At 67.1% G+C, this 23,429-nt stretch carries 19 protein-coding genes; 1 reads left to right on the top strand and 18 read right to left on the bottom strand.

From position 1 onward, the window contains the following. Positions 1–9: 9 nt before the first annotated feature. From aceF to BMX32_RS08355, 14 genes are all read right to left on the bottom strand, one after another. Positions 10–1,692 (bottom strand): dihydrolipoyllysine-residue acetyltransferase, encoded by a 1,683-nt coding sequence (aceF, locus tag BMX32_RS08420; RefSeq protein ID WP_089977233.1) that lies wholly within the window; start codon positions 1,690–1,692, stop codon positions 10–12. A gap of 247 nt (positions 1,693–1,939) precedes the next feature. Then, complete coding sequence (locus BMX32_RS08415; protein ID WP_089977229.1) at positions 1,940–2,803, bottom strand: mechanosensitive ion channel family protein; 864 nt, start codon at positions 2,801–2,803, stop codon at positions 1,940–1,942. Between the two features lie 146 nt (positions 2,804–2,949). Further along, positions 2,950–5,283, bottom strand: a complete 2,334-nt coding sequence (locus BMX32_RS08410; RefSeq protein ID WP_089977225.1) for a carboxy terminal-processing peptidase — start codon at positions 5,281–5,283, stop codon at positions 2,950–2,952. Positions 5,284–5,314: 31 nt separating this feature from the next. After that, positions 5,315–6,313 (bottom strand): lipoyl synthase, encoded by a 999-nt coding sequence (gene lipA, locus BMX32_RS08405; RefSeq protein ID WP_089977220.1) that lies wholly within the window; start codon positions 6,311–6,313, stop codon positions 5,315–5,317. A gap of 13 nt (positions 6,314–6,326) precedes the next feature. Next, the gene (gene lipB, locus BMX32_RS08400) at positions 6,327–6,995 is read right to left on the bottom strand and encodes a lipoyl(octanoyl) transferase LipB (protein WP_280140828.1); all 669 of its coding nucleotides are present in this window, start codon (positions 6,993–6,995) and stop codon (positions 6,327–6,329) included. Between the two features lie 190 nt (positions 6,996–7,185). Continuing rightward, complete coding sequence (locus tag BMX32_RS08395; RefSeq protein WP_089977213.1) at positions 7,186–7,476, bottom strand: DUF493 family protein; 291 nt, start codon at positions 7,474–7,476, stop codon at positions 7,186–7,188. A gap of 12 nt (positions 7,477–7,488) precedes the next feature. After that, complete coding sequence (locus BMX32_RS08390) at positions 7,489–8,709, bottom strand: D-alanyl-D-alanine carboxypeptidase family protein (protein ID WP_089977210.1); 1,221 nt, start codon at positions 8,707–8,709, stop codon at positions 7,489–7,491. A 37-nt stretch (positions 8,710–8,746) separates the two neighbouring features. Further along, the gene (locus BMX32_RS08385) at positions 8,747–10,033 is read right to left on the bottom strand and encodes a septal ring lytic transglycosylase RlpA family protein (protein WP_089977207.1); all 1,287 of its coding nucleotides are present in this window, start codon (positions 10,031–10,033) and stop codon (positions 8,747–8,749) included. Then, the gene (gene mltB / locus BMX32_RS08380; protein WP_089980134.1) at positions 10,030–10,995 is read right to left on the bottom strand and encodes a lytic murein transglycosylase B; all 966 of its coding nucleotides are present in this window, start codon (positions 10,993–10,995) and stop codon (positions 10,030–10,032) included. The genes BMX32_RS08385 and mltB overlap by 4 nt, the downstream gene beginning before the upstream one ends. Before the next feature lie 144 nt (positions 10,996–11,139). After that, on the bottom strand, positions 11,140–12,255 hold the full coding sequence (rodA, locus tag BMX32_RS08375; protein ID WP_089977203.1) for a rod shape-determining protein RodA: 1,116 nt from the start codon (positions 12,253–12,255) through the stop codon (positions 11,140–11,142). A gap of 2 nt (positions 12,256–12,257) precedes the next feature. Further along, positions 12,258–14,249, bottom strand: a complete 1,992-nt coding sequence (gene mrdA, locus BMX32_RS08370; protein ID WP_089977200.1) for a penicillin-binding protein 2 — start codon at positions 14,247–14,249, stop codon at positions 12,258–12,260. Continuing rightward, the gene (mreD, locus tag BMX32_RS08365; RefSeq protein WP_089977196.1) at positions 14,246–14,737 is read right to left on the bottom strand and encodes a rod shape-determining protein MreD; all 492 of its coding nucleotides are present in this window, start codon (positions 14,735–14,737) and stop codon (positions 14,246–14,248) included. Before mreD ends, mrdA begins: the two co-directional genes overlap by 4 nt. After that, entirely contained in the window at positions 14,734–15,738 is a 1,005-nt protein-coding gene (mreC, locus tag BMX32_RS08360) for a rod shape-determining protein MreC (RefSeq protein ID WP_089977193.1), read from the bottom strand. The genes mreD and mreC overlap by 4 nt, the downstream gene beginning before the upstream one ends. A 38-nt stretch (positions 15,739–15,776) precedes the next feature. Then, positions 15,777–16,823 (bottom strand): rod shape-determining protein, encoded by a 1,047-nt coding sequence (locus BMX32_RS08355; protein WP_045831253.1) that lies wholly within the window; start codon positions 16,821–16,823, stop codon positions 15,777–15,779. Positions 16,824–17,093: 270 nt separating this feature from the next. Between BMX32_RS08355 and BMX32_RS08350 the strand changes: the two genes are divergently transcribed. After that, positions 17,094–18,029, top strand: a complete 936-nt coding sequence (locus tag BMX32_RS08350) for a carbohydrate kinase family protein (protein ID WP_089977189.1) — start codon at positions 17,094–17,096, stop codon at positions 18,027–18,029. A 207-nt stretch (positions 18,030–18,236) separates the two neighbouring features. Here the strand turns inward: BMX32_RS08350 and glpK are convergent, their stop codons facing one another. From glpK to BMX32_RS08330, 4 genes are all read right to left on the bottom strand, one after another. Beyond that, entirely contained in the window at positions 18,237–19,745 is a 1,509-nt protein-coding gene (gene glpK, locus BMX32_RS08345; RefSeq protein WP_089977186.1) for a glycerol kinase GlpK, read from the bottom strand. Between the two features lie 17 nt (positions 19,746–19,762). Beyond that, positions 19,763–20,467, bottom strand: a complete 705-nt coding sequence (locus tag BMX32_RS08340) for an MIP/aquaporin family protein (RefSeq protein WP_089977182.1) — start codon at positions 20,465–20,467, stop codon at positions 19,763–19,765. 72 nt (positions 20,468–20,539) lie between these two features. After that, on the bottom strand, positions 20,540–22,027 hold the full coding sequence (gene glpD / locus BMX32_RS08335; protein WP_089977179.1) for a glycerol-3-phosphate dehydrogenase: 1,488 nt from the start codon (positions 22,025–22,027) through the stop codon (positions 20,540–20,542). Between the two features lie 295 nt (positions 22,028–22,322). Beyond that, positions 22,323–23,090: a DeoR family transcriptional regulator gene (locus BMX32_RS08330; protein ID WP_089977175.1), complete on the bottom strand. Its 768-nt coding sequence runs from the start codon at positions 23,088–23,090 to the stop codon at positions 22,323–22,325. Positions 23,091–23,429 lie beyond the last annotated feature (339 nt).

The following is a 23,429-nucleotide window of genomic DNA, read 5'->3' as shown; positions in this document are numbered from 1 at the left end:
GTCCTCCCGTCAGAGCAACAGGCGACGGATGTCGCCGAGCTGCTGGGCCAGGTACACGGCGAAGCGCGCGGCGAGCGCGCCGTCGATGACGCGGTGGTCATACGACAGCGACAGCGGCAGCATCAGGCGCGGCGCGAATTCCTTGCCGTTCCACACCGGCTTCATCGCGGCCTTGGACACGCCGAGGATCGCGACTTCCGGCGCGTTGATGATCGGCGTGAACGCCGTGCCACCGATGCCGCCGAGCGAGGAGATCGAGAAGCAGCCACCCGACATGTCGGCGGCGGTGAGCTTCTTGTCGCGCGCTTTCTTCGAGATCTCGCCGAGTTCGGCGGCGAGTTCGAGCAGGCCCTTCTTGTCGGCGTCGCGGATCACCGGGACGACGAGGCCGTCCGGCGTGTCGACGGCGATGCCGATGTGGAAGTACTTCTTCAGCGTGATCGTTTCGCCGGCGGCGTCGATCGACGCGTTGAACGTCGGGAACTTCTTCAGCGCCGCGACCACCGCCTTGATCTGGAACACCAGCGGGGTGATCTTGAGATCCTTGTTCTCTTCGCCGAGCTTCTTGCGGAAGGCTTCGAGCTCGGTGATGTCGGCGTCTTCGAACTGCGTGACGTGCGGGATCATCGCCCAGTTGCGGGCGAGGTTCGCGGCCGAGATCTTCGGAATGCGGCCGAGCGGCTTTTCTTCGATCTCGCCGAATTTCGAGAAGTCGACCTTCGGCCACGGCAGCAGCGTGAGGCCGTTGCCACCGGCGACGGCACCGCCCTTCGACGGCGACGCGCCGGCGGTCATCACCTGCTTCACGTAGCCGGCGATGTCTTCGCGCTGGATGCGACCGCCGCGACCCGAACCCTTGACCTGGGCCACGTCGACGCCGAGCTCGCGCGCGAAGGCGCGCACGGCCGGGCTGGCGTACGGCGCGTTGTCCGGCATGATGACGCTTGCGTCGAACGCGACCGGCGGCGTGCGCGGTGCGCCGCCTGCGGGTGCCTCGGATTTCGCCGGCGCGGGCGCGGCGGCGGCGACGGGCTTCGGCGCGTCGGCCGGTGCTTCCGCTGCCGGGGCCGGCGCGGCGGCCGGTGCCTCGCTACCGCCCTCGCCTTCGAGGATGGCGATGACGTCGTTGTCGTTGACCTCGTCGCCGACCTTGACCTTCAGTTCCTTGATGACACCGGCGGCGGGCGCCGGGATGTCCATCGTGGCCTTGTCGGACTCGAGCGTCATGAGGCTCTGGTCTTTCTCGACGCGATCGCCGGCCTTGACCATGATCTCGATGATGGGCACCGGCTTGCCGCCGATGTCGGGCACCCTGACGTCGACCGGGCCGGAGGCCTTCGAGGCGGACGGCGCCTTCGCGGCGGCCGGCGCAGGTGCCGGTGCCGGCGCGGCGGCCTTGGGCGCTTCGGTCTTCGGGGCCTCGGCCTGCGGCGCGGCGGCGGCCGGGGCATCGCCCTCGGCCTCGACGAGCGCGATGACCGCGCCTTCGTCGACTTCGTCGCCGACCTTGACCTTCACTTCCTTGACCACGCCGGCGAACGGCGCGGGGACTTCCATGGTGGCCTTGTCGGATTCGAGCGTGATGAGGCTCTGGTCCTTTTCGACGCGATCGCCGACCTTGACCATGATTTCAATGACGGGGACCGGCTTTCCACCGATATCGGGGACGCGGGCTTCTTTGACGTCGGCCATGGAACCTCCAGAAAAACAGGCGCTTGCGGGCGGACGAACCCGCTGGCGGGGGAAGGACGAGCGCCATGCTGCGGCGCAACCGGTCGATTGTAATGCCACTGGGGGCAAGTGGGTCCCGTTTTGCCTCGATTCAAACGGGCGTTCGGGTCGGTCGTCGGCGGCAAGCTGCGGATGGTGGGAGCCGGACTGCTGGCGAAGAGAGCCTGCGGCGAGAACCCTTCGCCAGCAGGCTGGCTCCCACCAGAGCTCATGCCCGGGGCTGGAGGGGGTTTGGCTGCGCTTCCGCCGTGGGGCCTACCACGCGGATTTCGCTCTGCGGGTACGGGATGGTGATGCCGTTTTCGTCGAAGCGCTCCTTGATGCCGCGCAGCAACGAGGTCTGCGTTTCCCACATGTCGCCGGTGGCGGTCCAGCCGCGGATGACCAGGTTGACGCTGGAGTCGCCCAGCGCCTCGGTCCAGACGCCCGGCGCGGGGTCTTTCAGGATGCGCGGGTCGGCGGCGAACAGATCGCGTACCACCTGCATCGCCTTGCCGATGTCGTCGCCGTAGCCGATGCCGACCTTCAGTTCGAACCGGCGCGTGCCGCGGACGTTGTAGTTGATGATCGCGTCGCCGCCCACCTTCGCGTTCGGCACCACGGCCTGGCGGTTGTCGGGCGTGATCAGGTAGGTGTGCATCAGGTTGACGCTTTCCACCGTGCCGTCGACCCCGCCGACGGTGACGAAGTCGCCCACGCGGAACGGACGGAAGAGGATCAGCAGCACGCCCCATGCGAGGTTGGACAGCGAGCTGTTGAGCGCGAGGCCGATGGCGAGGCCGGCGGCACCGATGGCGGCGATGAACGATGCCGTGGGCACGCCGGCCATGCCGAGCACCTGGATCATCAGCAGCGCGATGAGGATGCCGTAGATGATGTTGCGCAGGAACCCGGCGAGCGTGACGTCGACGCGGGCGCGTTCGAGGGCGCGGCGGCCGAAGTTGGCGAGGCGCGCGGCGATCCAGAAGCCCACGAGGAGCAGCAGCAGCGCGAGGCCGATGCGGATCGAGTAGGTGATGATCAGGACGCGCATCGCATGATCGATGCCGAGGCGATCGAGGAAGTCGGTCATTGCCCTGCCTTTGTGCGTTGGGAAAAGCGCATCGAGGCTAGCAGGGTGGAAGTGAACATGCAGTTCGATGTGGGAGCACGCTGGTTGAGCACTCAACCCATGGCCAGGACGGGTGCAAAAAAAAGGCGCCTTTCGGCGCCTTTTCGTTACGGGTTGGTACCCGGTGCCGGTTTTGCCGGCACCTGCGCCGTTTGCGGGGCGTCGATCTTGCGACCGCCGTACGGGAGCACCGCCGCGGCGACCTTCGGGTCGGCCTTGATCATCGCGACCTCGTCGCCAACGATGTGCGCGGCTTCGTCGAGCGGGGTGTCCTTGGCCTTCTTGGCGTCGGCTTCCTGCTTGATCTCGGTCTTGATGCTGCGCTCGTTCGCGTTGAGGCCGTCGTCCGACGACGCGGTGTCGTCGCCCGTATCGCCCGGGCTGCCGTCGCCGCCGAAGATCGCCTTGCGACGATTGCGGAAGTCGGTCTGGATGGCTTCGTACTGCTTGCGCTCGGCCTGACGCGCGGCGAAGTTGAGCGAGATGTCGGTCTTGTCGCGCAGCTTCTGGTACTGCGCGAGTTCGTCGAGCATCAGCTTCCACGCCGGCGAGTTCGCCACGCGGGCCTGGTGCTTCTGGTTGAGGGGGCCAAAGATGGGTTTCAGATCGGCGACCGGTTTGTAGTCGGCCGGATCGATGTGACGCCACGGCAGCGCGTTGTCGTAGGTGGACTCGCCGAATTCCTTCGCGTCGCCGTTCTGCGGGAACTGGATGTCGGGCGTGACGCCACGCAGCTGCGTGCTGTCGCCGTTGATGCGGATGAACTCGGCGATCGTCATCTTGAGTTCGCCGTACTTGGCGTCCTCGCCCGTGGTGGCCTTGCCGAAGCGATCGAGGTCGACCAGGTTCTGCACGGTACCCTTGCCGAACGTCGGCTCGCCGATGATCACGCCGCGGCCGTAATCCTGGATGGCGGCAGCGAAGATCTCCGACGCCGAGGCCGAACCACGGTTGACCAGCACGGCCATCGGGCCGTCCCACGCCATGCCCGGCGCGTCGTCGCCCTGCGCGTCGATCTGGCCGCGTGCGTCGCGCACCTGCACGACCGGGCCGGTATCGATGAAGAGGCCGGTGAGTTCGGTGGCTTCGTTGAGCGAACCGCCGCCGTTGTTGCGGAGATCCATGATGACGCCTTCGACCTTCTGCGCCTTCAGCTCGGTGAGCAGCTTGGACACGTCGCGCGTGGCACTCTTGAAGTTGGCATCGCCGTTACGGCGCGCGCCGAAGTCCTGGTAGAACGTGGGCAGTTCGATCACGCCGATCTTGCGCGTGACGTCGCCGTCCTTGACGTCGATGACCTTCGACTTGGCGGCCTGCTCTTCCATCGTGACCTTCTTGCGGACGAGCGTCACGATCTCGTGCTTGCCGTCCACGCCGGCGTCCGACGGAAGGATCTCGATGCGGACCGTGGTGTCTTTCTTGCCGCGGATGAGCTTGACCACGTCGTCCTGGCGCCAGCCGACGACGTCGACCATCGGGCCGGTCTCGCCCTGGCCGATGGCGACGATGCGGTCGCCGGGTTTCATCTTGCCGGACTTGATCGCCGGGCCGCCCGGTACGAGCTCGCGGATGGTGGTGTAGTCGTCGCGTGCCTGCAGCACCGCGCCGATGCCTTCCAGCGACAGGCGCATGGCGATGTCGAAGGTGTCGGCGGCGCGGGGGCCGAGGTAATCGGTGTGCGGATCGGTGGAATTCGCGTACGCGGTCATGAAGGCCTGCGTCGCGTCTTCGTCGTCGAGCTGGCGCACGCGCGAGATGTACGTGGCGTAGCGCTTGTCGAGCGTCTTGCGGATTTCGTCGTCGTTCTTGCCGGCGAGCTTCAGGCGCAGCCAGTCGTTCATCGTGCGCTTGCGCCACACGTCGTCGAGCTCGGCCTGGTTCTTCGGCGCGGCGGCCTTCTTGCGGTCGAAGTTGAAGCTGTCGTTGCCGCTGAAGTCGAAGCCCTTCGCGAGCAGACCGCGCGCGTAGTTCATGCGGTCGACCGCGCGCGTGATGTACAGGTTGAACACCGAGAACGGGCCACCGAGGTCCTGGTTCCAGATGGCATCGTCGAACTGCGTCTTCAGCGGTTCGAACTTCGCGAGGTCTTCCTGCGTGAAGAACACCTTTTCGCTGTCGAGCGACTCGATGTAGGCCTTGTAGATCTTGGCCGACATGGCGTCGTCGAGCGGCTGCGCCTGGTAGTGGAACCGCGTGAGGAAACGCGCCGACAACTGCGACGCCTGCGCTTCGGCCGGCGTCGGCTTCAGCGGCAGGCTGGACTCCTTGCGCTGCGGCTCCGGCGACGTCGCGGCCTCCGAGGCGTCCTTCGGCTGCGGCGCGGCTTTCGTCGCCGGCGCGGTCGATCCCGGCTGCTGCATCTGCGCGGGCGCAGCGTTCTGGGCCTGGACGCCCGCGGCCGAAAGGGCCAGCAGGAGAGCGATCGCGGGGCGAAGAGTCATGTAGTCGGGGCCTCGGTGTTCGATGGTGCGTTTATTCGACGACGCCGGCGGCGTGGGCCATCAGGTCGGCATGGTAGGAGGATCGCACCAACGGGCCGGAAGCGACATGGGAAAAACCCATGGCCTCGCCTGCGACACGCAGTTCCTCGAATTCGTCCGGCGTCCAGTAGCGGACCACCGGGTGGTGATGCGCCGTCGGCTGCAGGTACTGGCCGATGGTGATCATGTCGACGTCATGGGCGCGTAGATCGCGCATGGTCTCGAGCACCTGGTCCATGGTCTCGCCGAGGCCGAGCATGATGCCGGACTTGGTCGGCACGGTCGGGTGCTGGGCCTTGAAACGCTTGAGGAGATCGAGCGACCACTGGTAGTCGGCGCCGGGACGGACCTCGCGATAGAGGTGCGGCACGGTTTCGAGGTTGTGGTTGAAGACGTCGGGCGGAAAATCCTTCAGGACGTCGAGCGCGCGCTCCATGCGACCCTTGCCGCGGAAATCGGGCGTGAGGATCTCGATGCGGATGTCCGGGCTGGCGTGGCGCACGGCGCGAATGCAGGCCGCGAAGTGCTCGGCGCCGCCGTCGCGCAGGTCGTCGCGGTCGACCGAGGTGATCACCACGTAGCGCAGGCGCATGTCGCGGATGGTCTCGGCCAGACGGGCCGGCTCGAGCGGATCCGGCGCCAGCGGGCGGCCGTGGGCCACGTCGCAGAACGAGCAGCGGCGGGTGCAGACCTCGCCGAGGATCATGAAGGTGGCGGTGCCCTTGGAGAAGCACTCGTGGATGTTCGGGCAGGACGCCTCTTCGCACACCGTGACGAGCGAGTTCTCGCGCAGGCGCGCCTTCAGCTGCTGCACGGCGTTGCCCTGCGGCAGGCGCACGCGGATCCAGCCGGGCTTGCGCAGCACGGGCTGCGACGCGTCGAAGCTCGCGCGGTTAAGCCCGATCTTGTCGTTGCCGAGCATCTTCTCGCCCGGCTTGTCGACCACGGCGATAGGGATGCTACGGAGGGGATTGGCGGAAGTCTGGCTCATAAGTCTGTCAGCCTCAGACCGCAAGGCGCGCGGGGAGTTCGGGGAGAATGGGATCGGCGGGCACGGCGTGGAAGCCGAACTGCTTGCAGAATTCCTGAACCAGGACGTCTTCCACGTCTGCCAATCGCGACGGACCGCCCAAGTCTACCACCTGGGTGACCTCCAAACCCTTGTACCCGCAGGGATTGATGCGGTGATAGGGCTCGAGGTCCATGTCCACGTTGAAGGCCAGTCCGTGGAAACTGCACCCCCGGCGGATGCGCAGTCCGAGCGCCGCGACCTTGGCCTCGGCGACGTAGACGCCCGGGGCGCCTTCGCGCCGCTCCGCGCCGATGTTCCACTCGCCGAGGGTGTCGATGATGGCCTGTTCGATCCGGCAGACCAGCTCCCGCACGCCCACGCCGACGCGGCGCAGGTCGATCATGGGATAGGCCACGATCTGGCCCGGGCCGTGGTAGGTCACCTGGCCGCCGCGGTCGACGCGCACGACCGGGATGTCGCCGGCGAACAGCACGTGTTCGTCGAGGCCGGCCTGGCCGAGGGTGAAGACGGGATCGTGCTCCAGCAGCCACAGCTCGTCGACGGTGTCGTCGGTGCGGTTGTCGGTGAAGGCGCTCATGGCCTTCCAGCTGGCTTCGTAGGGGACGCGCCCCAGCCGGCGGACGTTGAGGGGGTGGGTCATGGGGGTGCGGTCGTAGGAGATGGGGGGAAGCTGTGGGCTCAGGGCCTGGGATGCAAGGCTATCGCAAGCACCCATCGCCAGCAGGCTGGCTCCCACCAGAGCGTCGGCCGCGACAGGCAGGCTGGCTCCCGCCGGGCCCTGGGACCCTCGGGTGGGAGCCAGCCTGCTGGCGATACGGGTCCGCGACGCGCTACATCGTGAAACGGATGTTCGCGTCCGCGCGCAGCGTGCTGTGCGCTTCGAGGTATTTCTCACGGGTCGGCGCGACGAAGCTCACGGTGACCGACTGGTAGTTGCCGGCCGGGGTGAGCTTGGTGGTCAGGGTCTCGTGGAGCACCTCGAGACCGATGCCGTGCAGCAGGAACGGCACGTGCTTGTCGAGGCCCGCGTTGGCGTTGCCGATCGCGGTGATCTCGAACTCGCCCGGGAACTGGAAGCCCTTGCCGTCCTTCTGCGCTTCGCTGAAATCGATCTCACGCATGGCCCTGTCCTCTTACTTCTTGTCGCCGTCGCTGTGGAACCACAGCATGATCGTGTCCCACAGGCGCGAGAAGAAACCGCCTTCCGGGGCATCGGCCAGCGCCACGAGCGGCGCGGTGAATACCGGCTGGTCGTCGAGCATCACGCGCAGCGTGCCCACCTGCTGTCCCTTCTTGAACGGAGCGATCAGCGTGGTCGGAATGTCGAGGTTGGCCTTGAGCTTGTCGTAATCGCCGCGCTTGACCGAGACCATCGCGTCTTCGGCGAGACCCAGCGGCAGGGTGTTTTCGGCGCCCTTCCACAGCTTCGGCGTGGCCAGCGGCTTGTTGGCTTCGTAGAGCTTGTGCGACTCGTAGAACCGGAAACCGTAGTTGAGCAGCGCCAGCGCGGCATCGGCGCGGCCCTTCTCGCTGCTGGCGCCCATGATGATGGCGATCATGCGGGCGTCGCCCTGCTTCGCCGAGGCGGCGAGGCAGTAACCGGCGGCGGCGGTGTGACCGGTCTTGATGCCGTCGACCGTGTTGTCGCGCCACAGCAGCAGGTTACGGTTGTGCTGCTTGATGCCGTTCCACTCGAACTCCTTCACGGCCGAGATCGCGTAGTCCTCGGGGAAGTCGTGGATCAGGGCGCGCGACAGCACCGCGATGTCGCGCGCGGTGGTGTAGTGGTTGGCGACCGGGTAGCCCGACGCGTTCTGGAACTGCGAGTGGGTCATGCCCAGCTGCTTCGCGTACGCGTTCATCAGGTTCGCGAAGGCCGGCTCGGAGCCGGCGGTGTGCTCGGCGAGCGCGATGGCGGCGTCGTTACCGGACTGGATGATCATGCCGTACAGCAGGTCCTTCAGCGGCACCTGGCTGTTGAGCTTCAGGAAGCTGGTGGAGCCGTCGGTGCCCGCACCGCCGCCGCGCCACGCGTTTTCGCTGATCGTGACCGGATCGGTCATGTGGATCTTGCCGTTGCCGATTTCCGCCGAGACGACGTAGTCGGTCATCACCTTGGTGATCGAGGCCGGCTCGAGCTGCACGTCGGGATCCTTCGACGCGATGATCTGCCCGGTGTTGTAGTCCATCAGCACCCAGCTCTTGCCCTCCACGTCCGGCGGCGGCGGCACCGGCGCCTCGGGCACCACGGGACGCGGCACGGAGGGACGCGGGGGCGTCTGCTGCGCCACGGTCACGCCGGCGACGAGCGCGGCGGCGGCGAAAGCGAACAGGGAGCGGGGCAAAAGCTTCATCGTTTCAGCGGTCCAGTCAAAGCGGGAAAAAAGAAGGTCAGTCTACCGCGACCGACGGCCGGGGCAGGCCCATGCCGGCGATCTGGTCGGTGACGCGATCGGCGGTGTCCACATCGGCGAGCGGCCCGACGCGGACGCGGCGCACGCTACGGCCGCCGATGGTGGCCTCCACCACACTGACCGGCCCGAGGCCGGCCTGGCTCAGTCGGTCGGCCACGCGGTTGGCGTTGACGGCATCGGAAAACGCGCCGACCTGGAGGTAGATGCTGGGTTTGCCGGCTGCCGGCGCGGTGATCGCGCCCGTGGCGGGGGTGGCGGGTCGATTCGCGGCGGCGACGCCCGCGCCCGCGCCCGCGAGCGGCGGCAGGGCTTCGGTGGGCGAGATGTTGGTCATGCCGGGGACGTGGTCGTCGCTCGTGGTGGGCTGAGGCGAGCTCGTTTCGGCCGCAGGGCTGGCTCCCACCAGAGCGGCCGACGTGCCGACCGGAGCGGCGATGGCGGCCGACGGCGCGCGGGTGACGGCGCGTTCGGGGGTCGTGGCCGGGCGGGCGCCGGCAGGTGCGGTCGCCACCACACGGGCGGGCGGCGGCGGCGCGGTGATCGGTGCGGGCTTCGGCGCGGTGTTCACGTAGGGCGCGCCGCGATCGCTGCCGGGTTCCGTGGGATCGATGGCGCGCACTTCCACGAGGCCGGTGCCCTTGGGCCACACGCCGATCTTCACGGCGGCGGCGAACGAAAGGTCGATCACGCGGTTTTCGTGGAACGGGCCGCGATCGTTGATGCGCACGATCACGCTCTTGCCGTTCTCGAGATTGGTGACGCGGGCGTAGCTCGGCAGCGGCAGGGTCTTATGCGCGGCCGAGAACTGGTACATGTCGTATTCCTCGAGGCTCGAGGTCTTGTAGCCGTGGAACTTGTTGCCATAGAACGATGCGATGCCGCGTTCCACGTAGCCGCGCGGCGATGGCAGCACGGTGTAGCTCTGGCCGAGCACCGAGTACGGCGACTTGTTGCCGTAGAGCGCGCGCGGCTCGACCTTCGGCACCGGCTCGGGCAGCTTGCTGACGTCGGGAATATCGGTGGGCACGCTGTCCGAGCTCGACCGGTAGCGCGAGCCCTGCGATTTGCGGATGTCGTCGTGACCGCGCTGCGAGGACGAGCTGCCGCCGCCAGCACGCGCGCCCGCGGGTCGCGCGTTCTTGCCGCCGCCACAGGCGGCGAGCAAGGAAAGCAGAAGCGCGACGACCACCCACCGCAGGAGCGCGCCAGTGCGCGTGCCACGGGTCTGATCCAGAACGGCGCGCCCCCCGACGAGCCGGTTCATCGCGAGGCCGGTCCGTTCACACGGGCGCGGATCTCCTGCGCCAGCTGGTCGACGGCCATCGCGTACATCGGGCTGCGGTTGTAGGTGGTGATGACGTAGAAATTCTGGAAGGTGAACCAGTATTCGTCGCCGTTGGGTCCGTCGAGGCGGACGAGCTGCGCGTCGCGCCCCGGGTTGACGTGCTTCAGCGGCGCGAAGCCGTCGGCGACGAAGGCCTCGATCGGCTTGACCGGGCGCCAGTCCTTCGGCACCGCGGGCGCGACGGCGCGACGATCGGGCTGCGCGCGCATGGCGATCGGGCCGCCGGTCTCCCAGCCATGGTCTTTGAAGTAATTGGCGACGCTGGCGAAGATGTCGCCCATCGAGCCTTTCATGTCGATACGACCGTCACCGTCGTAATCCACACCCCAGTCGCGAATGGACGACGGCATGAACTGCCCCCAGCCCTGCGCGCCGGCGTAGGAACCGGTGAGCGTGTCGATCGGACCGCCGAGATGGTTCTGCGGCAGTTCGAGCAGCGCTTTCAGCTGTTCGCGGAAGAACGGGGCGCGCTTCGGGTAATAGAAGGCGAGCGTGGTGAGCGCGTCGATCACCTTCCACTTGCCGGTGTTGCGGCCGTAGAAGGTTTCCACGCCCACGATGGCCACGATGTATTCCGGCGGCACGCCGTACTTGCGGCCGATGCCGTCGAGCAGCTTGCGGTGTTCGCGGTAGAAATCCGCACCGGCCTCGATGCGCTGCTCGGTGAGGAAGATCGGGCGGTAGTCGCGCCACGGCTTGCCCTCGGCGGGGCGGCTGATGGCGTCGAGGATCGCCTGCTGTTTCTTCGCGCCGTCGAGCAGCGCGTTCAGCGAGGCCTTGCTCTTGCCCGTGTCTTTCGCCACTTCGCGCACGAGCTGCTCCTGCCCCGGATGGGTCTGCGCATGCGCAGCGGAGGCGAACAGCAGGGGGAAGGCGAGCATCGCGCCGGCGAGGCGCGGGAGGTGTCGTGCGGGTCGTGCGCGGCGCGCGGCGAGAACTTCATCCATGCAAGGAAGCGTATCACGCTGTCGTGGCATGGCCGGGGCGGGCTTCGGGGAATGTTCAGGCTTTCGCGGTCTCGCGCCTCAGTCGTGCAGCTTGCGGTTCGCGTGGATCGACATCAGCACGCCGAAGCCGGTGAGCAGCGAAACCGCCGAGGTGCCGCCGTAGCTCAGCAGCGGCATGGGCACGCCGACGACGGGGAGGATGCCCGCCACCATGCCGCCGTTGACCGCCACGTAGACGAAGAAACTCATGCCGATGGCGCCGGCCAGAAGTCGCGAATAGGTGTCGCGCGCGTTCATCGCGATCCACAGGCAGCGCCCGATGATGAACGCGTAGAGCAGCATGATCAGGATCACGCCGACCAGGCCGAACTCTTCGGAGAACACCGCGAAGGCGAAGTCCGTGGTGTGCTCGGGCAGGAATTCCAGGCGCGACTGCGAGCCGTGCTGCCAGCCCTTGCCGAACGTGCCGCCCGAGCCCACCGCGATCTTGGACTGGATGATGTGCCAGCCCTTGCCGAGCGGATCCGATTCGGGATCGAGCAGCGTGCGCACGCGGTTGCGCTGGTATTCGTGGAGGAACTGCCAGGCCACGGGGATCACCGCGCCCACGGCGCCGCCCAGCAACCCGATGCGCCACCACGCCATGCCCGAGAGGAACAGCGCGAACGCGCCCGCGCCCGCCACGAGGAGCGCCGTGCCCAGGTCGGGCTGCTCGGCGATCAGTCCCGCGGGCACCGCGATCAGCAGGCCCACGACGGCGATGTCCTTCCAGCCCGGCGGCAGCTGTCGCGGGTGCAGATACCACGCGACCATCATCGGCATCGTCAGCTTCAGCAGCTCGGACGGCTGGAAGCGCATGACGCCGAGATCGAGCCAGCGGTATGCGCCGCGCCCTTCGCCCAGGATGGCCACCACGACCAGCAACGCCGTGCTGCCGAGGTAGAGCCACGGCGTCCACGAGCGCAGCACCGGCGGCGGAATGCGCGAAATGACCAGCAGCAGCACGCCGCCGAGCACGAAGCGCGCGGCCTGCCCGGTCACGAGCGAGACGTTGTCGCCCCCTGCGCTGTACAGATTGCAGAGGCCCACGATGGCCAGCACGAAAAGCGCCAGCAGCAGCGGCAGGTCGAGGCGCGGCTTCGTCAGCAGCCGCAGGCCGAAGCGCTTCATGCGCGCGGTGAATTGCGGGAACATGGTTACTGGTCCTCCCCGTCGTCCTGCGGCGGCTCGCCCGCGCTCGACGGCGCGGCGGGTTCGTCGGCGCTATCCGCCGGATCGGCGTCCGCGGTGGCGACCGGCCCCGGCGGCGGTTCCGCCGGACGCGGACCACCCTCGTCGACCACCCACTGATCGAGGATCTTGCGCGCGATCGGGCCGGAGTCCGCGGCACCCCATGCGCCAGCCTCGAGCACCACGGCGACGGCGATCTTCGGATCGTCGGCGGGCGTGTACGCGATGAACAGCGCGCGGTGGCGGGTGGCGAGGTACGCGGTGTTCTTGTTGTTGTCGTAGGCGTCGGTCTTGCGCGAGAAACGCTCGGCCGTGCCGCTCTTGCCCGCGATGAGGTACGGGAAGCCGATGCCCAGCTTCTTGCCGGTGCCCTTGCCGGAGTTGATGACCGCTTCCATGCCTTCGTTCACGGCGTTCCAGTCGGCCTGCTTGCGCACCACGGACGGCCCCGACGGCGGAAACGCCTGCGGCACGCGCGGGCTGTCGACGCCATCCTGCGTGTCGAGCAGCAGGTGCGGCGTGTACGGAATGCCGTGCCCCGCGAACGTCGCGGTGGCGTGCGCCAGCTGCAGCGGCGTGACGGCCCAGTAGCCCTGGCCGATGCCGGCGATGATCGTCTCGCCCGGGTACCAGCCGGCCTTGCTGCGGCCCATCTTCCACTCGCGCGACGGCAGGATGCCCTCCACTTCGCCGACGAGATCGATGCCCGTCTTCTTGCCGAAGCCGAGGCTGCCCATCCACGAGGCCAGCCGGTCGATGCCCATGTCGAGCGCGAGGCGATAGAAATACGTGTTCGTCGACAGCTCGATGGCGCGGATCATGTTCACCGTGCCGTCGCCGCCACGCTTGTCGTCGCGATAGCAACGCGACTGACCCGGGATGCAGAACTCGCCCGTCGAGAGCACGGTGTCGCTCGGGCGGCGGATGCCCAGCGTGAGGCCACCCAGCGCGAGGAAGGGCTTGACGGTGGAACCCGGCGGATACACACCGCGCAGCGCGCGGTTGTACAGCGGTTTGTCGGGCGCGGTGGTCAGCGCCTTGTAGTCGGCGGAGCTGATGCCGTTCACGAAAAGGTTGGGGTCGAAGTCCGGCACGCTGACGAACGCGAGCACCTGGCCGTTGCGCGGATCGATCGCGATGGCCGCGCCCGCCCTGCCCGCCATCGCTTGCTCGGCCGCCTTCTGCAGGCGCACGTCGATGCTCAGGTAGATGTTCTTGCCCGGCGTGGGCGGCGTGGTGTCCAGCACGGCCTGCGTGCGACCGTCGGCGTTCACCTCCACCAGCTCGTACCCGGGCGCGCCGTGCAGCAGCTTCTCGTAATAACGTTCGATGCCGATGCGGCCGATGTGCGTGGTGCCCTTGTAGCCGGCCTCTTCGTCGTCGTCCATGCGGTCGAGGTCGTCGGTGTCGATGCGACTGACGTAGCCGATGACGTGGGCCATCGACGGCCCGAGCGGATAGCGCCGCGTGAGGTACGGCACCACGTCCACACCCGGAAAACGCCAGCGATTCACGGCGAAGCGGCCGATCTCGTCTTCGGTCAGCTTGAGCCGCAGCGGGATGCCTTCGAAGCGGCGGCCCTGCTTCACCTGTTTGCGGAAGGTGGCGATGTCGTCGTCGCTGAGCGGCACCACGGCGCCGAGCTTGCCGAGCATGTCGTCCATGTCGCCGACCTGCTCGGGCGTGACTTCCAGGCGGAAGGCCGGCACGTTGTCGGCGAGCAGCACGCCGTTGCGGTCGTAGATCAGACCGCGCGCGGGCGGGATCGCACGGGGCTTCACGCGGTTCTGGTCCGAGCGCGCCACGAATTCCTCGTGGTGCAGCACCTGCAGGTACACGTAGCGCACGCACACCGCGCACAGGCCGAGCAGGATCAGCGCGAAGCCGGCGAGCGCGCGGCGACGGAACAGCGCGACTTCGCCGCGGCTTTCCTTGATCGAGGCGCGCCGGCGCTTCATGCGTCGTGAATGCGCAGCCGCGCGCGCAGGTCGTCGAGGATCAGGAAGACGAACGGCCACAGGGCCGCGCCGACCAGCGGCGAGATCCAGTACTCCACCGGCGGAAGCGGATCGCCACCGAACACGCGCACCAGCAGGAGCAGGATGCGGTCGTTGACGAGGAAGCCGAGCACGGCGAGCGACTGTTGCCACATCGGGAAGAAACGCAGGCGCGAGCGGAAGCGCAGTGCGATGAACACCATCGCGGTGAGCCGCAGCGCCTGTTCGCCCAGCAGCACGCCGTCGAAGAGATCGGCGGCCACGCCGACGCAGAAGGCGAGCCCCAGCGTCACGCGATCGCCCGACTGCAGGCACCAGTAGAGCAGGATCAGTGCCGGCCAGTAGGGCTTGAACGGCGTGAGCGGACCCGGCAGCGGGATCAGCATGAGGAACAGCGACAGCAGCAGCGTGGCGGCGAACCAGAGCTGGCGAACGCGGAGACGATTCATGGCGTGGCCCCCGTCGGTGTGGCGGCGGTGGACGCGCGCGCGGGCAGCGGCGTGGCGGTGGGCGACGTCACGGACGGCAGCGTCGGGGCGACGGCCGGATCCGGTTTCAGGTCGGACGGCGGCCCGACGTTGGGCGCGGGCGGCGGCGGACCCGCGGATTCCGCGAGGTCGTGCAGCAATAGGACGTCTTCGCTGCGGTCCAGATCGGCGGCCGGCTTCGCCTGCGCGGACAGGAAGGTGCCCGACGCCGTCTGGGCCACGTCGCGGATCTCGCCCACGGGGAAACCGGGCGGAAAGCGCCCGCCGAGCCCCGAGGTGACGAGTTTGTCGCCCACCTGCACATCGGCGGACACGGGGATGTTCGGCAGCGTCAGCATGTCGCCCGCGCGCGAGCCGTAGGCGATGGTACGCAGCCCCGTGCGTTCGATGGTCACGGGGATCGCATGGTTGGGGTCGGTGATCAGCATCGCCACCGCCGTCGTGGGCATCACTTCGACGATCTGGCCCATGACGCCGCGCGCGTCGATCACCACCTGCCCGGGCTGCACCTTGTCGCGCGCGCCCACGTTGAGCACGATGCGGTGGCGGAAACTGCCGAGGTCCACGCCGATGAGGCGCGCGAGCTGCACGTTGAGCGACAGGCTGTGCTGGGTGTCGAGCAGCTCTTTCAGGCGGGTGTTCTGCTCGGCCACGGACGCCATGCGGTTGAGCTTGGCGTTGGCCAGCAGCAGGTCTTCGCGCAGGCGCTGGTTCTGTTCGGTCAGGCGCTGCCGGTCGGCGAACGCGACCGTCGCCGCCTGGAAACCCTGCGACGGCAGGCCGGCGATGCGGTAGACGGGCTCGACGACGAGCGAAAGGCCGTAACGGACGTTACCCAGCCAGCCACCGCGATGATCGAGCACCATGAGCACGCAGGCGAGCGCGAGGTACACGATCAGGCGCAGCGTTCCCGCCACGCCCGGTGCGAACAGGGGCGACTTGTCGTCGCGATTCAGGGCCATTCAGCGCGCTCCGGCCATAGCGCCGCTGCGCGCCGTCATCATTCGAACGCGAAGAAGTCGCTGCCGTGCTGGTCGATCATCTCCAGGGCCTTGCCGCCGCCACGCGCCACGCAGGTGAGCGGGTCGTCGGCCACGGCCACGTGCAGGCCGGTTTCCTCGGAGATCAGGCGATCCAGGTCGCGCAGCAGCGCGCCACCGCCGGTGAGCACGATGCCGCGCTCGGCCACGTCGGAGCAGAGCTCCGGCGGGGTCTGTTCCAGCGCGGCCTTGACGGCCGCCACGATGCCGGAGAGCGGCTCGTGGAGGGCTTCGAGCACCTCGTTGGAGTTGATCGTGAACATGCGCGGCACGCCCTCGGCGAGGTTACGGCCGGAGATCTCGATCTCGCGGACTTCGCTCTGCGGGAAGGCGCAGCCGATTTCGAGCTTGATGCGCTCGGCGGTGGATTCGCCGATCAGCGTGCCGTGGTTACGGCGCACGTAGTTGATGATGGCTTCGTCGAAGCGATCGCCGCCGACGCGCACCGACTGCGAGTACACGATGCCGTTCAGCGAGATCACAGCCACCTCGGAGGTGCCGCCGCCGATGTCGAGCACCATGGAGCCGCGGGCCTCGTGCACCGGAATCCCGGCGCCGATCGCGGCGGCCATGGGCTCTTCGATGAGGAAGACGTCGCGGGCGCCGGCGCCTTCCGCCGATTCCTTGATCGCGCGGCGCTCCACCTGGGTGGAGCCGCACGGCACGCAGACCAGCACGCGCGGGCTCGGGCGGAGCATGCGCGAACGATGCACCTGCTTGATGAAGTGCTGCAGCATCGCCTCGGTCATGGTGAAGTCGGCGATAACGCCGTCCTTCATCGGACGCACGGTGGCGATGTTGCCCGGCGTACGGCCGAGCATCCGCTTGGCGTCGCCACCGACGGCGGCGACGGCACGGGGGCCACCGGGACCGCGGTCCTGACGGATCGCCACCACCGACGGTTCGTTCAGGACGATGCCCTGACCGCGCACGTAGATGAGCGTATTCGCCGTACCGAGATCGATGGAGATGTCGTTCGAGAAAAGTCCGCGGAACTTCTTAAACATGGTGCGGCGGGCGCCCGTAGCGGCAAAAAGTAAGCGTGCGAGTCTAGATTGGCGCCCCCTCCCGTGCAAGGGCGAATACGTTAAGAAAGCCTTGTAAGTCCGGATGATGCGTGAGCGCCCTCCCCGTCTCGCGTGGTCCGGCACCACATCGGAGGTCGCCTCCGGACCCGTTTTTGGGTACGATCCGCAGGTTTGCCGGACCCGTCGCGGGCGGCGTTTGCGGCGACCCGACCGGGTCGTCCCACCTATCCTTCCAGGGCCACTCAACGCATGACTGCCGTTATCTGCGGATCGCTCGCCTACGACACCATCATGGTGTTCCAGGACCAGTTCAAGAATCACATCATTCCCGATCAGGTCCACATCCTGAACGTGTCGTTCCTGGTGCCGGCCATGCGCCGCGAGTTCGGCGGCTGCGCCGGCAACATCGCCTACAACCTGAAGCTGCTCGGCGGCGACCCGATGCCGGTCGCCACGGTGGGCCAGGATTTCGCGCCGTATCGCGCGCACATGGAGAAGCACGGCATCCGCCTCGACGGCGTGCGCCAGTACGACGACATGTTCACGCCGCAGTGTTTCATCACGACGGACCTGGACAACAACCAGATCACCGCGTTCCATCCGGGTGCGATGTCGAACGCGCATGACAACCACGTGCGCGACATTCCCGACTACGAGTTCGGCATCGTCGCGCCGGACGGCCGCGAGGCGATGCTGCAGCACGTCGAGGAGTTCGCCGCGCGTGGCGTGCCCTTCATCTTCGATCCGGGCCAGGCGATGCCGCTGTTCAACGGCGACGAGTTCCGCTCGATGATCGAGAAGGCCACGTACGTCATCGTCAACGACTACGAGTCGCAGCTTCTGCAGCAGCGCACCGGCTGGAGCGCGACTGAGATCGCGTCGAAGGTGAAGGCATACATCGTGACGCTCGGCCCGCGCGGGTCGCTGATCCACGCCGGTGGCGAAACGATCGAGATCGGACCGGCGCGCGAGCGCCAGGTCGTCGATCCCACGGGCTGCGGCGACGCGTATCGTGCCGGTCTGATCTTCGGCATCATGAAGGGCTACGACTGGAAGACGATCGGCAACATGGCGTCGCTGATGGGCGCGCTGAAGGTCGAGCACCCGGGTACGCAGAATCAGTTCTTCACGTACGAGCAGTTCGCCACGGCATTCGAAGAGCAGTTCGGTTACACGATCGGTTGATCGGTCGAAAGGCCTGAAACGAAGGGGCGGCGTAGCGATGCGCCGCCCCTTCTTTTATTGATCGCTTTCGCGAGCACCCTTCGCCAGCAGGCTGGCTCCCACCAGGCAATCACCGTCGGTGGGAGCCAGCCTGCTGGCGAAAGAGCTCAGCCCATTAATGGCCAGTGCCCGTCGGTGGGAGCCAGCCTGCTGGCGAACGCGCTTGCCTCAGTTGCGCGGTTTGAAACCCATCGTCGCGTTCACCGCCTGCTTCCAGCCGTCATACAGATCGTCGCGGCGCTCCTTCGTCATCGCCGGCTTGAACTCGCGATCGACCGCCCAGCGCGTGGCGATGTCCTTCTTGTCCTTCCAGAAACCGACCGCCAGTCCGGCGAGATACGCGGCGCCCTGCGCGGTGGTTTCCTGCACCTTCGGACGCAGCAGCGTGACGTCGAGAATGTCGGCCTGGAACTGCGCCATGAAGTCGTTGGCGATCGCGCCACCGTCCGCGCGCAATTCCTTCAGTTCGATGCCCGAATCGGTCTGCATCGCTTCGAGCACGTCGCGCGTCTGATACGCCATCGATTCGAGCGCCGCGCGAATGAACTGCTCCTTGGTGGTACCGCGCGACAGGCCGAACACCGCACCGCGTACGTCGCTACGCCAGTACGGCGCACCGAGGCCAACGAACGCCGGCACGAAGTAAACGCCATCGTTGTCCTTCGCGCGCTCGGCGTACGCCTGCGAATCCGACGCCTTGCCGAGCATGCGCAGGCCATCGCGCAACCACTGGATGACCGAACCCGCGACGAAGATGCTGCCCTCCAGGGCGTACTCGACCTTGCCATCGACACCCCACGCGATCGTCGTCAGCAGGCCGTTCTTGGAGCGCACCGCTTTCTCGCCCGTGTTCATGAGCATGAAGCAGCCGGTGCCGTACGTATTCTTCGCGAGGCCTTCTTCGAAACACGCCTGGCCGAACAGCGCGGCCTGCTGGTCGCCGGCGATACCGGCGATCGGCACTTCGCGACCGAAGAACTGCTTCGCCTGCGTGGTGCCGTATACCTCACTGGACGATTTCACCTCGGGCAGCATGGCGCGCGGCACGTTGAGCATCTTCAGCAGCTCGTCGTCCCACCGGCGCTCGAAGATGTCGTACATCAGCGTGCGCGACGCGTTGGTGTAATCGGTGACGTGCACCTTGCCGCCAGTGAGGTTCCAGATGAGCCACGTGTCGATCGTGCCGAACAGCAGGTCGCCAGCTTCCGCCTTTTCCTGCGCGCCTTCCACGTGGTCGAGGATCCAGCGCACCTTCGTGCCCGCGAAGTAGGCGTCGATGAGCAGGCCGGTCTTTTCGCGCACCATGTCGTCGAAGCCGTCGGCCTTCAGCTTGTCGCAGATCTCGGCGGTCTGTCGCGACTGCCAGACGATGGCGTTGTAGATCGGCTGTCCCGTGTGGCGATCCCACACCACCGCGGTCTCGCGCTGGTTCGTGATGCCGATGCCTTCGATGCACGACGCGTCGACCTGCGAGTTGCTTATGACCTCGGTCATCGTCGACAGCACGCTCGTCATGATCTCGCGCGGATTGTGTTCGACCCAGCCCGGCTGCGGAAAGATCTGCGTGAACTCGCGCTGCGCGGTGCCGGCGATGTTGCCATCGTGATCGAACAGGATCGTGCGCGAGCTCGTGGTGCCCTGGTCGATGGCGAGGATGTACTTCTTCTTCGTGGTCACGTCTGGGGTCCTCAGGTTCACGCTGCGAGGGCGGTATAGGCGAAGGCGGCAAGCAGTGCGCCGACGATCGAGCCGACGATGGGCACGGGCGCATAAGCGAAGTCGGAACCGCCCTTGCCCGGAATGGGCAGCAGGGCATGGGCGAGGCGCGGGCCGAAGTCGCGCGCCGGATTGATCGCGTAACCGGTGGGACCGCCGAGGCCCATGCCGATGACGACGACGAGCAGCGCCACGGCGATCGGCGCGAGGCCCTTGGACAGGTCGTTGCTGCCGATGGCGAGCACGCAGTAAACGAGCACGAACGTACCGATGACTTCGGTCAGCAGGTTCGCCGGCAGCGAACGCACGGCGGGGATGGTGCAGAAGATGCCGAGCTTGGCCGTCGGGTCCTGCGTGCCGCGCCAGTGCGCGAGGTAGGTGAAGTAGACCAGCACGGCACCGGTGAACGCACCGGCAACCTGCGCGACGATGTAGCCCGGCACGAGCGACCACGACAGCTTGCCGACGGACGCCATCGCCAGCGTGATCGCCGGATTCATGTGCGCGCCGCTCTTCGCGGCGACGAAGATACCCATGAGCACCGCGAGGCCCCACGCCCACGTGATCACGCTCCAGCCCGCATCCTTCGCTTTCGAGTCCTTCAGCAGCACGCCGGCGACGACACCATCGCCGAGCAGGATCATCACCATCGTTCCGAGGAACTCACTCAGGTACACCGACATGCTGAGTACTCCTTTTTTTCTGGGAAACACGCGCCGGTCAGCAGTCCGGCGCGCGCTGGGGACCGCGAGCGCTCAGCGCTTCGTGGATAGGTAAGCGGAAAGGCGCTGGACGTCGTCGGGACCGACGCGCAGGCCGAGCTTGCTGCGACGCCAGAGGATGTCCTCGGCTTCCGTCGCCCACTCGTGGCGGACGAGGTAGTCGACCTCGGCCTGGTAGAGGTCGGCGCCGAAGTGCGTGCCCAAGGCGTGGAGACCATCGGCTTCGCCGAGCAGGTCGCGTGCACGGGTGCCGTAGCTGTGCACGAGACGCCACGCGAACGTTTCCGGCAGCCATGGGCGCGTCGCACGTACGTCGGCGAGGAGCTCGTCGATGTCGCGCTCGCCGCCACCCGGCAGCGGGGGCGCGTCGGCGGTCCACGCCGGACGCTCGTTGCCGAGCAGCGGCGCGAGACGGTCCACGGCCTCCTCGGAGAGCTTGCGGAACGTCGTGAGCTTGCCGCCAAAGACGTTGAGCAGCGGCGGGCCCTTCGTGTCGATGTCGAGCAGGTAGTCGCGCGTGACTTCCGACGCGTTGCCCGACTCGTCCTGCAGCAGCGGACGCACGCCGCTGTAGCTCCAGACCACGTCGTCCGGCGTGAGCTGCTTCTTGAAGTAGCGATTCGCGGCATCGCAGAGGTAGCGGGTTTCGTCGTCCGTGATGACCGGATGCGACGGGTCGTCCTTGTATTCGATATCGGTGGTACCGACGAGCGTGAAGTCGCGCTCATAGGGGATGGCGAACACGATGCGGCGATCGGGCTGCTGGAAGATGTAGGCGTAGCGATGGTCGAAGATGCGCGGCACGACGATGTGGCTGCCCTTGATCAGGCGCAGCGAGTGATCGTGTTTCACGTGCGCGACGTCGTCGAGGAACGACGCCGCCCAGGGACCGGCGGCGTTCACGAGCGCGCGTGCCTTCACGAAATGACGGCTGCCGTCGCGCGCTTCGAGCTCCGCGGTCCAGCCTTCGCCGTCGCGGCGCGCGCTGACGCAGCGCGTGTGCGTCTCGATCTTCACGCCGCGCCGTGCCGCGTCCATCGCGTTGAGCACGACGAGTCGGGCATCCTGCACCCAGGCGTCGGAGTAGACGAAGCCGACGCTGAAGTCATCGCGCAGGGGTTCGCCGGTGACGTGCTTGGCGAAGCGCACGCGACGCGACCCCGGGAGCGTGCGCCGGCCGCGACCGAGGTGGTCGTAGAGGAACAGGCCGATGCGGATCATCCACGCGGGGCGCAGGTGCGGCTGGTGAGGGAGGACGAAGCGCAGCGGCCAGATGATGTGCGGCGCGGCGCGGAGCAGCACTTCGCGCTCGGCGAGCGCCTTGCCCACGAGGGCGAATTCGAACTGCTCGAGGTAACGCAGCCCCCCGTGAATCAGCTTCGTGCTGGCACTCGACGTGTGCGACGCGAGGTCGTCGCGCTCGCAGAGCCACACACTGAGACCACGTCCCGCGGCGTCACGGGCGATACCGACGCCGTTGACACCACCACCGACCACCAAGACATCGACCTGCTCGACCATCGCGCACTCCAGAGGTGGGAGGCGATGCCGCCGACGGTAAGAAAACCCTACGCTCGGGTACGTTCGTTTTCCGTGCCATGCGCATCGATCCTTGCGCATTCGAACATTTCATACGCGCGGTCAGGCTTCGCCTGCATGTAAACGAGCATATTCGAACATAAACGAACATCGCACGCTGCAGTGCAGCGAAGAGTGGTTCGTATGGTGTGCTGTGCGGTAACGGGTGCCCTGTGGGAGCGCGCTCGCGCGCGAGCGCGCTCCCACAGGTCGGGCGGCTCGTTGCTCGGGGCGCGGGCTAGCCGGCGATGTGGACCTGGGTGCCTGATGCGTCGAGGACCGGTCGCAGGGCGTCGGGCGGCTCGCGGTCGGTGAACCACGCGTCGACCTGCGAGAAGTCGCCGAGGCGAACCATCGCGTTACGGCCGATCTTGCTGTGATCCGCACCGAGGAAGACCTGGCGCGAGTGCTCGATGATGGCCTGCGCGACACGGACCTCGTGGAAGTCGAAGTCCAGGAGCGTGCCGTCGAGCTCGATGCCCGAAATGCCGATGATGCCGATGTCGACCTTGAACTGGCGTATCAGCTCGATCGTGGCCTCGCCGGTGACACCATGGTCCCGTCCACGCACCACGCCGCCGGCGACGATCACTTCGAACGTCGGGTTGTCGCTGAGCAGGATCGCGATGTTGAGGTTGTTGGTGATAACGCGAAGATCGCGATGATCCAGCAGCGCGCGGCCGACGCCTTCGTTGGTCGTGCCCAGATTGATGAAGAGCGACGAGCCGTTGGGGATGGCCGCGGCGATCGATGCCGCGATGCGATTCTTCTCGTCGGTCTGGAGCGCCTGGCGTGCCGCGTAAGCGACGTTTTCGACGCTCGAGGGCGCGCTGACGCCCCCGTGATAGCGACGGATGAGGCCACCGTCGGCAAGGAAGTTGAGATCGCGACGGATGGTCTGGGGTGCCACGTCGAAATGACTGGCGAGATCTTCCACGCCAACGAAGCCCTCGCGCTGCACGATCGCGATGAGTTCTTCCTGTCGTCTGTTGAGTCGTGACTCCATCGTCCGTCCCGTTAACGCATAGCGCGGGGGACATGATGCCGCCTTGTCGCGTGGGTGTCATGTCGCTGGTGCGGGTCCGTCGAATGTGGTGGACCCGACTAATCCGATAAGCATCAGCCTGGTGGGAGCCAGCCTGCTGGCGAAGGGGGCTTGCCGCGAGCACCGTTCGCCAGCAGGCTGGCTCCCACCGGGGATTGGGATGCTTGGGGCGAGCACCTGATCGCGCGCGAGCGCGCTCCCACAGGCGCAAAGAAAAAACCCGGCCTCAATGAGACCGGGTTTTTGGGATAAAGCCCCTGGCGGTGACCTGTTGCGGGTCGCGCTGCGCGCAAAGAAAAA

The sequence above is a fragment of the Luteibacter sp. UNCMF331Sha3.1 genome (assembly GCF_900109915.1).
In the GTDB taxonomy this organism is placed as follows: domain Bacteria; phylum Pseudomonadota; class Gammaproteobacteria; order Xanthomonadales; family Rhodanobacteraceae; genus Luteibacter.
Note: the sequence above shows the minus strand (reverse complement) of the source record. Positions and strands in the feature narration are given on the sequence as shown.